The sequence below is a fragment of the Calidifontimicrobium sp. SYSU G02091 genome (assembly GCF_022631395.1).
In the GTDB taxonomy this organism is placed as follows: Bacteria; Pseudomonadota; Gammaproteobacteria; order Burkholderiales; family Burkholderiaceae_C; genus Calidifontimicrobium; species Calidifontimicrobium sediminis.
Genome location: NZ_JALBGB010000029.1, coordinates 32,914 through 42,757 on the forward strand (window position 1 = coordinate 32,914; position 9,844 = coordinate 42,757).

At 72.3% G+C, this 9,844-nt stretch carries 10 protein-coding genes; 3 read left to right on the forward strand and 7 right to left on the reverse strand.

All coding sequences use genetic code 11. From position 1 onward, the window contains the following. Positions 1-83 precede the first annotated feature (83 nt). Positions 84-1,904 (forward strand): GGDEF domain-containing protein, encoded by a 1,821-nt coding sequence (locus MOJ79_RS15375; protein WP_241924947.1) that lies wholly within the window; start codon positions 84-86, stop codon positions 1,902-1,904. Here the strand turns inward: MOJ79_RS15375 and prmB are convergent. Genes prmB through dapC form a run of 5 tightly spaced genes read right to left on the reverse strand, consistent with a single transcriptional unit; the run spans position 1,847 to position 7,148 of the window. Further along, the gene (prmB, locus tag MOJ79_RS15380; protein WP_241924948.1) at positions 1,847-2,731 is read right to left on the reverse strand and encodes a 50S ribosomal protein L3 N(5)-glutamine methyltransferase; all 885 of its coding nucleotides are present in this window, start codon (positions 2,729-2,731) and stop codon (positions 1,847-1,849) included. The genes MOJ79_RS15375 and prmB overlap by 58 nt on opposite strands. Then, positions 2,728-3,894 (reverse strand): succinyl-diaminopimelate desuccinylase, encoded by a 1,167-nt coding sequence (gene dapE / locus MOJ79_RS15385; protein ID WP_241924949.1) that lies wholly within the window; start codon positions 3,892-3,894, stop codon positions 2,728-2,730. The genes prmB and dapE overlap by 4 nt, the downstream gene beginning before the upstream one ends. After that, positions 3,891-5,087, reverse strand: a complete 1,197-nt coding sequence (locus MOJ79_RS15390; protein WP_119292264.1) for a PilT/PilU family type 4a pilus ATPase — start codon at positions 5,085-5,087, stop codon at positions 3,891-3,893. Before MOJ79_RS15390 ends, dapE begins: the two co-directional genes overlap by 4 nt. A gap of 46 nt (positions 5,088-5,133) precedes the next feature. Next, positions 5,134-5,955: a 2,3,4,5-tetrahydropyridine-2,6-dicarboxylate N-succinyltransferase gene (dapD, locus tag MOJ79_RS15395; protein ID WP_119292251.1), complete on the reverse strand. Its 822-nt coding sequence runs from the start codon at positions 5,953-5,955 to the stop codon at positions 5,134-5,136. Continuing rightward, positions 5,952-7,148: a succinyldiaminopimelate transaminase gene (gene dapC / locus MOJ79_RS15400; protein WP_241924950.1), complete on the reverse strand. Its 1,197-nt coding sequence runs from the start codon at positions 7,146-7,148 to the stop codon at positions 5,952-5,954. The genes dapD and dapC overlap by 4 nt, the downstream gene beginning before the upstream one ends. Before the next feature lie 103 nt (positions 7,149-7,251). On the opposite strand from dapC, the gene MOJ79_RS15405 reads away from it, so the two are divergent. Both MOJ79_RS15405 and MOJ79_RS15410 read left to right on the forward strand, forming a co-directional pair. Next, complete coding sequence (locus tag MOJ79_RS15405) at positions 7,252-8,304, forward strand: alkane 1-monooxygenase (protein ID WP_241924951.1); 1,053 nt, start codon at positions 7,252-7,254, stop codon at positions 8,302-8,304. A gap of 17 nt (positions 8,305-8,321) precedes the next feature. Beyond that, positions 8,322-9,107 carry an alpha/beta hydrolase gene (locus MOJ79_RS15410; protein WP_241924952.1) on the forward strand — a complete coding sequence of 262 codons (786 nt, stop codon included), beginning with the start codon at positions 8,322-8,324 and terminating at the stop codon, positions 9,105-9,107. A gap of 9 nt (positions 9,108-9,116) precedes the next feature. Here the strand turns inward: MOJ79_RS15410 and MOJ79_RS15415 are convergent, their stop codons facing one another. Continuing rightward, positions 9,117-9,515: a TssQ family T6SS-associated lipoprotein gene (locus MOJ79_RS15415; RefSeq protein WP_241924953.1), complete on the reverse strand. Its 399-nt coding sequence runs from the start codon at positions 9,513-9,515 to the stop codon at positions 9,117-9,119. 9 nt (positions 9,516-9,524) lie between these two features. After that, positions 9,525-9,844 (reverse strand): PEGA domain-containing protein (locus tag MOJ79_RS15420; RefSeq protein ID WP_241924954.1); only part of this gene is annotated, 320 nt, incomplete at its 5' end.

The following is a 9,844-nucleotide window of genomic DNA, read 5'->3' on the forward strand; positions in this document are numbered from 1 at the left end:
GCCTGCACCGCACCCAGCGTCCTCAAGCGGCCTTCGGGGGTGCCGATATCGATATCCGAAGTGGGTGTGTAAAGAGGGTGGCGATGGACCCCAATACCTGGTCCGCGGCGACGAAGGATGTGCGCAGCGTTCGCGAGCTGGTCGAACGCCGCGCTCTGCTGATGCACTACCAGCCGATCGTGCTCAGCCGCGATGGCAGCGTCTATGGTCACGAGGCGCTCGTGCGCACGCCACCCGGATGCCGGTGGCCAGGCCCCGAGGCGCTCTTCCAGGCGGCCCGCGCCGAAGGGGTCACCGAAGCGCTCGAGCTCGCCTGTGTGCGGGCGGCGCTTTCCGGTTGGATCGCGCAGGGCGCGCGCGGGCGTCTGCTGGTCAACCTCAGCGCGGCGGCGCTGCTGGCGGCGCTGGCTGACGGTCAGCTGCGCCGCATGCTCGACCTGCTGCGTACGCAGGGCGTGGCCAGCGAGGCGCTGGTCGTGGAGCTGACCGAGCACGAGCACGTGCGCGACGTCGACGCGCTGGTCGAGGCGACCGAGCAACTGTGCCGGGCACGCATCGGCGTGGCGCTCGACGACTTCGGCGACGGCCGATCCAGCCTGAGGCTGTGGTCGCAGATCAAGCCGGAGATCGTCAAGATCGACCGCTATTTCACACGCGACGTCGGCAGCAACGGCGACAAGGTGCAGACGTTTCGCGCGCTGCAGCAGCTGGCCGAGACTTTCGGTGCGCAGCTCGTGGCCGAAGGCGTCGAGACCGCTGCCGAGCTGCGCGCCGTGCGCGACCTGGGCGTGCCGCTGGTACAGGGGTACTTCCTCGGACGGCCGGCAGCGCAGCTGCGCGAGGCGATCGAATGCGAGGCGGCGCAGGTGCTCGCCGACCACGCCATCGCCGTGCTGCCGCAGCGTCAGCGCGTGGGCAACCGCGGCTGGTCGGCGTCACGGCTGCTGATCGACGCCCCGGCGCTGCCCGTGACGGCGACGCACGACGAGGTGTTCGCGGCCTTCGAACGCCGCGCGGACCTGCCCGCACTGGCGATCGTCGACGCCGACCGGCCCTGCGGACTGCTGGTGCGCAGCGAATTCATCGCGCAGTATGCGCGCCCCTTCTTCAAGGAACTGTATGGTCGCCGCCCGGCGATGCTGCACGCGAACACGCACCCGCTGTGCCTGGACGTGCACGCGCAGGTCGACGACCTGATTGCGGTGCTGACCTCGTCCGACCAGCGCTACCTGTCGCAGGGCTTCATCCTGACCGAGGGCGGGCGCTACCGCGGTCTGGGCACCGGCGAGCAACTCGTGCGTGCGGTGACCGAGGCGCGCATCGAGGCGGCGCGCCACGCCAACCCGCTGACCTTCCTGCCCGGCAACATCCCGATCACGCAGCATGTCGAACGCCTGCTCGAGCGTGGCGCACCGTTCGCCGTCGCCTACGCCGACCTGAACCACTTCAAGCCCTACAACGACCACTACGGCTACTGGCGCGGCGACGAGATGATCCGCCTGCTCGCCCAGGTGCTGCTGACCCACGTCGAGGCCGACCGCGACTTCGTCGGTCACGTGGGCGGTGACGACTTCGTCGTCGTGTTCCAGAGCGGCGACTGGCAGGCCCGTTGCCGCACGATCGTCGATCAGTTCAACGCCCGCGCGCGCGATTTGTTCGATCCCGACGACCTCGCGGCAGGGGGCATCCGGGCCGAAGACCGCGATGGCGTCGTGCGCTTCCACCCCTGCACGACGCTGGCGCTCGGGGTGCTTCGGATCGCGCCGGGGCGGTTCCGCGCGGCTGCGGAAGTCGCCAACGCCGCGGCCAAGGCCAAACGCCACGCGAAGACCAGCGGGGTCGGCGTTTACGTGTGGGACGCCGATGCGTCGACGAGCGAGCCGCGTTCGAGCAGCAGCACCTGATCGTCGCCGGCGCTGGTCGGCAGCCACACCGGTTCGAGATGCGGGAACGCGTGCTCGAAGTGCGCGCGCTCGTGCCCGATCTCGAGCACGAGCACGCCGTCGTCGTTCAGGTGCGCCGGCGCGTCGCGCAGCAGCGTGCGCACGAAGTCCATCCCGTCGGCGCCGCCGGCCAGCGCCAGTGCCGGCTCGGCGCGGTACTCGGGCGGCAGCGTCGCCATCGATTGCGCGTTGACGTACGGCGGGTTGCACAGGATCAGGTCGTAGCGCCGGCCGCCGACCGCGGCCAGCCCGTCGCCATGGAACAGCGCGATGCGGTCGGCCAGGCCGTGGCGCTCGACGTTGATCCTGGCCACTGCGAGTGCGTCGGCGCTGAGGTCGGCCGCGTCGACGGTGACCTCGGGCCACGCCATCGCGGCCAGCACCGCGAGGCTGCCGTTGCCGGTGCACAGGTCGAGCACGCGGCGCGTGTGCGCGCTCAGCCACGGGTCGATCGTGCCGTCGGCGATCGCTTCGGCGATCAGCGAGCGCGGCACGATGACGCGCTCGTCGACCGTGAACGGCACGCCCTGCAGCCAGGCCTCGCCGGTGAGGTAGGCCGCGGGCTTGCGGGTGGCGATGCGCTCGTCGATCAGCGCGTCGACGGCGCGCTGCTCGGCGGGCGTCAGCTCGCGCTGCGCGACGCCGTCGAGGTCGTCGAGCGGCAGCCCCAGGCGCCACAACACGAGCCACACGGCCTCGTCCCACGCGTTGGTCGTGCCGTGGCCAAAGCAAACGCCCGCCTTCTCGAGGCGGGCGCTGGCGGCGCGCACGGCGTCGATCAGCGTCATGCCAGCAGGCGCTCCAGCGTGCCGCGGTAGATCGCGGCCAGCGTGTCGACGCTCGCGGCGTCGACGTGTTCGTCGATCTTGTGGATGCTCGCGTTGACGGGGCCGAACTCGACGACCTGCGGGCAGATCCGCGCGATGAAGCGGCCGTCGGACGTGCCGCCGGTGGTCGACAGCTCGGGCGACACGCCGGTGGCGGCGCGGATCGCCGCGGTGAGCGCGTCGCTGAGCGGGCCCGGCGGCGTCAGGAACGGCTCGCCGCCGAGCGTCCAGTCGAGCGCGTACTGCAGGCCGTGGCGGTCGAGCACGCCGTGCACGCGCTCGCGCAGCTGCTGCGGCGTCGACTCGGTGCTGAAGCGGAAGTTGAAGTCGACGACGACGTCGCCGGGAATGACGTTCGTCGCGCCGGTGCCGCCGTGCACGTTGCTGACCTGGAACGTCGTCGGCGGGAAGTGGTCGTTGCCGCGGTCCCATTCGATCGCCACCAGCTCGGCCAGCGCCGGCGCGAGCTGGTGGATCGGGTTGCGCGCGAGCTGCGGGTACGCGACGTGGCCCTGCACGCCGATCACGCGCAGCCGGCCGCTGAGCGAGCCGCGGCGGCCGTTCTTGATCGTGTCGCCGAGCCGCTCGACCGAGGTCGGCTCGCCGACGATGCACGCGTCGAGCCGCTCGCCGCGCTGCTGCAGCCACTCGACGAGTCGCACCGTGCCGTCGACCGACGGGCCCTCCTCGTCGCTGGTGATCAGGAACGCGATGCGCCCGGCGTGGTCGGGGTGCGCGGCGACGAAGTCCTCGACGGCGACGACCATCGCCGCGAGCGAGCTCTTCATGTCGGCGGCGCCGCGCCCGTACAGCCTGCCGCCGCGGTGCGACGGCGTGAACGGGTCGCTCGTCCACTGCGCCAGCGGCCCCGGCGGCACGACGTCGGTGTGCCCCGCGAAGGCGAGCGTCGGGCCGGGCCGGGCACCGCGTCGGATCGCCCACAGGTTCGTGACGCGGAAGTCGTCGGGGCCGCGCAGCAGCGTCTCGCACACGAAGCCAATCGCGCGCAGGCGCTCGCCGATCAGCGTCTGGCAGCCGGCGTCGTCGGGCGTGACCGACGGGCGCGCGATCAACGCCTCGGCCAGCCGCAGCGCGGCGTGCGGGTCGCGGGCGGGGTGCGTCATCGCCGCTCGGGCGGCAGCGGCGGCAGCTTCATGCCGGCGATCGAGCGCGGCTCCTCGGGGCGCACGTCGAGCGTGATCTCGGTGAACGACGGCCCGTCGGGCTCGGGGGCGGCGGCCTTCGGTGCCACGCGCGAGATCGCGCTGGTGTCGTTCTGCAGCCGCCACATCAGGTTGCTCGGCGAGTCGGAGAACGCCAGCCCGTCGTCGCGTGTGATCTTGCCCTTCTCGATCAGCTTCGCGAGGTCTTCCTCGAAGGTCTGCGAGCCTTCGGCGAGCGACTTCTCCATCGCTTCCTTGACGCCGGCGAGGTCGCCCTGCGCGATCAGCTCGGAGACGAGCTGCGTGTTGAGCAGCACCTCGACGGCCGGGATGCGGCCGCCCGCCACCGCACGGATCAGCCGCTGCGAGACGATGGCCTTCAGCCCCGACGCGAGGTCCGCCAGCAGCGACGGGCGCGCCTCGGGCGGGTAGAACGACAGGATGCGCCCGAGTGCGTGGTAGCTGTTGTTCGCATGCAGCGTCGCGAGCACGAGGTGGCCCGACAGCGAGTACGAGATCGCCGACGTCATCGTCTCGCGGTCGCGGATCTCGCCGATCAGGATCACGTCGGGCGCCTGGCGCAGCGCGTTCTTCAGCGCCACCTGCAGGCTCTGCGTGTCGCGGCCGACCTCGCGCTGGTTGACGACGCTCTTCTTGTTCGTGAACAGGAACTCGATCGGGTCCTCGATCGTCAGGATGTGGCCCGTCATCTCCTGGTTGCGCTTCTCGAGCATCGCGGCCAGCGTCGTGCTCTTGCCGGTGCCGGTGGCGCCGACCATCAGGATCAGGCCGCGCTTCTCGAGCACGAGCTGCGACAGGATCTCGGGCACGCCGAGCGAGTCGAGCGACGGGATCTGGAACGGGATGCAGCGGAACACGGCGGCGATCGAGCCGCGCTGGCGGAACGCCGACAGCCGGAAGCTGCCGACCTTGGGCAGGCCGATTGCGCAATTGAGCTCGCCGGTGTCGTCGAGCTCCTCGAGCTGGTGCGGCGTCAGCAGCTCGGCGAGCAGCTGGCGCGGCTGCGACGGCGTCAGCACCTGGTCCGACACCGGCAGGATCTGGCCGGCGATCTTGATCAGGATCGGCGTGTTGGCCGACAGGTACACGTCCGACGCGTTCTTCTCCGCCATCAGGCGGAGCACGCGTTCCATGTTGCCGGCGCTGCTCATGGCGATCCTTTCGCGGCCGTCGCGCGTCTCAGGCGCGCAGCAGCTCGTTGATGCTGGTCTTCGCGCGCGTCTGCGCGTCGACCTTCTTGACGATGACGGCGCAGTACAGGCTGTACTTGCCGTCGGCCGACGGCAGCGAGCCGCTGACGACGACGGAGCCCGCCGGCACGCGGCCGTAGATCACCTCGCCGGTGGCGCGATCGTAGATCTTGGTGCTCTGGCCGATGTAGACGCCCATCGAGATCACCGAGTTCTCCTCGACGATCACGCCTTCGACGATCTCGCTGCGCGCGCCGATGAAGCAGTTGTCCTCGATGATCGTCGGGTTGGCCTGCAGCGGCTCGAGCACGCCGCCGATGCCCACGCCGCCCGACAGGTGCACGTTCTTGCCGATCTGCGCGCACGAGCCGACGGTGGCCCAGGTGTCGACCATCGTGCCCTCGTCGACGTAGGCGCCGATGTTGACGTAGCTGGGCATCAGCACGACGTTCTTGGCCAGGTAGCTGCCGCGGCGCGCGACCGCCGGCGGCACGACGCGCACGCCGGCGGCGCGCATCTGCGCCTCGTCGAGGTGCGAGAACTTCGTCGGCACCTTGTCGAAGAAGGCCAGGTCGCCCGCGTGCATCGCGACGTTGTCGTTGAGGCGAAAGCTCAGCAGCACCGCCTTCTTCAGCCACTGGTTGACGGTCCACCGGCCGACGCCCTGGCGCTCGGCGACGCGGCGCCGCCCGGCGTTGAGGTCGGCGATGGCCTGCTCGACGGCCTCGCGCAGCTCGGGCGTCGCGGCGGCGGGCAGGTGGGCGCGCTCGTCCCAGGCGCGGTCGATGACGGACTGGAGGTCTTGGCTCATGTCAGATGGGCTCGGGTGTAGGCGACGATGCGCTCGGCGGCTTCGACGCACTCGTCGAGCGGCGCCACCAGCGCCATGCGGATGCGCCCGGCGCCGGGGTTGACGCCACGCGCGCTGCGCGCGAGCAGGCTGCCGGGAAGGACGGCGACATTGTATTGAGCGAGCAGTCCACGGGCGAACGCGACGTCGTCGGCCCCCGGCACGCCGGCCCACAGGTAGAAGCCGGCGTCGGGCAGTTTCACGTCGAGCACGTCGGCGAGCATCGGCGTGACGCGCTCGAACTTGAGGCGGTATTGCACACGGTTGTCGCGCACGTGCGCCTCGTCGTTCCACGCGGCGATGCTGGCCGCCTGCACCGGCAGGCTCATCGCGCTGCCGTGGTAGGTGCGGTACAGCAGGAAGTCCTTCAGCAGCGCGGCGTCGCCGGCGACGAAGCCCGAGCGCATCCCGGGCACGTTGCTGCGCTTGGACAGGCTCGTGAACACGACCAGCCGCTCGAAGCGGTCGCGCCCGAGCGCGTTCGCGGCCTGCAGCGCCCCCAGCGGCGGCTCGTCGCCGAAGTAGATCTCCGAGTAGCACTCGTCGCTGGCGATCACGAAGCCGTGGCGGTCGCTCAGCTCGAACAGCCGCTGCCATTCCACCAGCGGCATCACGGCGCCGGTCGGGTTGCCCGGCGAGCAGACGTACAGCAGTTGCGTGCGCGCCCAGGTCGCCTCGTCGATGCCGCTCCAGTCGACGGCGAAGTTGCGCGCCGGGTCGCTGTTCGCGTAGGCCACCTGTGCGCCGGCGAGCAGCGCCGCGCCCTCGTAGATCTGGTAGAACGGGTTCGGCACGACGACGGTGGCCCCCGGCCGCGACGCGTCGACGACGGCCTGCGCGAACGCGAACAGCGCCTCGCGCGAGCCGTTGACCGGCAGCACCTGCGTCGCCGGGTCGAGCGCGACGCCGTAGCGGCGCTGCACCCAGCCGGCGATCGCTTCGCGCAGCGCCGGCGTGCCGGCGGTGGCCGGGTAGCTCGACAGCCCCTGCAGCGCGCCGACCAGCGCGCACTCGACGAGTGGCGGCGTCGGGTGCTTGGGCTCGCCGATGCCCAGGCTGATCGGCCGGTGCGCCGGCGACGGCACGATGTCGCGCGTGAGCTCGCGCAGGCGCTCGAACGGGTAGGGGTGCAGGCGCTGCAGCAGCGGATTCATCGGCCGATTATCGAAGACGCTATCGAAGACGCTGCGGCGGCCGCGCCCCGTGCGCGGCGAGCCCGCATTGACGCGTGGCGCGCGCGGCGCGCATCATCGTACGGTGACGACCACGGCCTCGACTCCCGCGTCGCCCGCGCGCTTCATGCTCGCGTGGCTGATGCCGCTGGCGGTCGGCGTGGCGGCGTGGCGCACGCCTTGGGCCGCGTGGGCCGCCGCGCTCGGCTTCCAGGTCGTGCTCGCGCTGGTCGAGCGCGCCGCGCCGCGCTGGACGTCGCCGCCGCCGGCGGCGTCGGCCACGCCCGGATTCGTCGCCGTGCTGCGCGCGCACGTGCTGTGGCAGGCGCTGCTGCTCGCGCTCGGCGTCGCGCTGGCGGTGCGCCACGTCGACGGCGGCGGTTCGTGGTGGGCCGTCGTCGCGCTCGGGCTCGGCGTGGGCGGGGTCACCGGCAGCCAGGGCATCACGTTCGCGCACGAGCTCGGCCACTCGAAGTCCAGGCTCGACCGCGCGCTCGGCTGGCTGCTGATGGGCAGCGTGCTGTATGCGCACTTCATGGTCGAGCACTACCGCGGTCACCACCCGCGCGCGGCCACGCGCGACGACCCGGCCACTGCGCGCTACGGCGAGAGCCTTTGGCGCTTCCTGCCGCGCACGCTGGTGGGCAGCTTTGCGAGCGCGTGGCGGCTCGAGGCGCAGCAGCTCGCGCGCCTGCGGCGCGGCTGGCACCGCAGCGCGCTCGCGTGGGCCACGCTGGCGCAGCTGGCGCTGCTCGCGGCGCTGGCCGCGTTCGGCGGCGGCGCAGCGCTGCTGTTCTGGCTCGTGCAGGCGGCCTACGCGGTGTTCCTGCTCGAGGCAATCAACTACGTCGAGCACTACGGGCTCGAGCGGCGCATCGGCGAAGGCGGCCGGCGCGAGCCGTTCGGCGTGCAGCACGCGTGGAACGCCGACCACGCGCTCACCAACTGCTTCATCGCCAACCTGCAGCGCCACAGCGACCACCACCTGCACGCGTGGAAGCCATACCCCACGCTGGCCGCGCTGCCGGGCCCGCAACTGCCCACCGGCTACGCCGGCTGCCTGTTCCTCGCGTCGGTGCCGCCGCTGTGGTTCCGCGTGATGCACCCGCGGCTGCAGGCGGCGCGCGCCGCGGCTTGAAGCCGCGGCCGCCGGCGATGTGGATCGGGTTCGCGGCGGTCGCCGCCGGCGCTTATGCCGCGGTGCTTGCGCTGCTGTGGGCGGCGCAGGAGCGGCTGATCTTCATGCCGCAGCCGCTGCCGGCCGCGCACCGCTTCGCGTTCGGCACCGACGTGCACGAGGCCTGGGTCGACGTGCCCGGCGCGCGGCTGCACGCGCTGCACCTGCAGCTGCCGGCGCCGGCGGGCCTCGTGTTCTTCCTGCACGGCAACGCCGGCAACCTCGACGGCTGGTTTGCCGACGTCGGCTTCTACCGCCGCGCCGGTCACGACCTGTTCATGCCCGATTACCGCGGCTACGGCAAGAGCAGCGGCCGCATCGACAGCGAGGCGCAGCTGCACGCCGACGTGCGCGCCGCGTGGGCCGCGGTCGCGCCGCGCTACGAGGGCCGCCCGCGCGTGATCGTCGGCCAGTCGCTCGGGGCGGCGCTGGCCGCCTCGCTCGCCGCCGAGGTGCAGCCCGACGCGCTGGTGCTGATCGCACCGTACGAGAGCGGCCGTGCGCTCGCCGCCGAGTACTACCCGTGGGTACCGCAGGCGCTGTTGCGCTACCCACTGCGCACCGACGAAGCGCTCGCACGCGTCACGGCACCGGTGTGGCTGATCCACGGCGACGCCGACGACGTGATCGCGTTCGCGCACAGCGAGCGGCTGCAGCGCGTCGCGCCGCACGCGACGCTGGCGCGCGTGCACGGCGGCGGACACAACGACCTGCCGGCCTTCGCGGCGTACCGCGACGCGCTGCGCGCCGCGCTCGCGCGCTGACGCCGGCACTCAGGGCAGCACGCGCCGGTACACCGGGCCCCACAGCGGGTGGCCCTGCTCGGAGCGGCTGAGCGCGAACGCCGGGTCGGCCTGTCGCGCGGCGACGAACGCGGCTTCGCACTCGGCGATGCGCTCGCTGGTGCAGGTGATGAAGGCCAGCAGCTTGTGCGCCGTCGCGCGGTCGCGGCCGCTGGCCAGCCCCGCGTCGAGCGCGCGGCGCAGCGCGGCTTCGGCCTGCGGGTACTGCGCGTCGTCGTACAGGCGGATGCCCTCGAACAGTGCGCGCTCGGCAGGGCGCTCCATCAGCTCGGCCAGTCCCGAAGGGGCGGGCGGCGTCGGCGCGGCGCAACCGGCCGCCAGCAGCGCGGCGGCGACGACGGCAGCGATCGGGACGAGGCGGTGCTTCATGCGGGTCGTTCAGAGTCCGAAGCGGTGCTTGACCTGCGCCGGCTTGTCGGCCTGGACGTCGACGGTGAAGGTCTGCGGCTCGAAGTCGGCGTTGCGTACCGTGATCGTGTGCTTGCCTTCGGTCAACGTCAGCCGCGTCAGCGGCGGCGCCGTGCCGACGCTGCGGCCGTCGACCTCGACCTCGCCCCACGGGCTGATCGCCAGCTGCACGACACCGGTGGCCACTGCGGCCGCCGGTGCGGCTGCGGCTGGGGCGTCGCGCGACGGCGCGGCCGCGCGCGCACGCGCGGCGGCGTCGGCCCTCGGCTCGGTGCGGGCCGCACGCGGCG

Excerpts from the sequence above, each read along its gene's own strand:
- dapC (WP_241924950.1), bottom strand. The coding sequence starts at position 7,148 with ATGAATCCGCTGCTGCAGCGCCTGCACCCCTACCCGTTCGAGCGCCTG.
- dapE (WP_241924949.1), bottom strand. The coding sequence starts at position 3,894 with ATGACGCACCCCGCCCGCGACCCGCACGCCGCGCTGCGGCTGGCCGAG.
- prmB (WP_241924948.1), bottom strand. The coding sequence starts at position 2,731 with ATGACGCTGATCGACGCCGTGCGCGCCGCCAGCGCCCGCCTCGAGAAG.
- MOJ79_RS15410 (WP_241924952.1), top strand. The coding sequence starts at position 8,322 with ATGTGGATCGGGTTCGCGGCGGTCGCCGCCGGCGCTTATGCCGCGGTG.
- MOJ79_RS15415 (WP_241924953.1), bottom strand. The coding sequence starts at position 9,515 with ATGAAGCACCGCCTCGTCCCGATCGCTGCCGTCGTCGCCGCCGCGCTG.
- dapD (WP_119292251.1), bottom strand. The coding sequence starts at position 5,955 with ATGAGCCAAGACCTCCAGTCCGTCATCGACCGCGCCTGGGACGAGCGC.
- MOJ79_RS15390 (WP_119292264.1), bottom strand. The coding sequence starts at position 5,087 with ATGGAACGCGTGCTCCGCCTGATGGCGGAGAAGAACGCGTCGGACGTG.
- MOJ79_RS15375 (WP_241924947.1), top strand. The coding sequence starts at position 84 with ATGGACCCCAATACCTGGTCCGCGGCGACGAAGGATGTGCGCAGCGTT.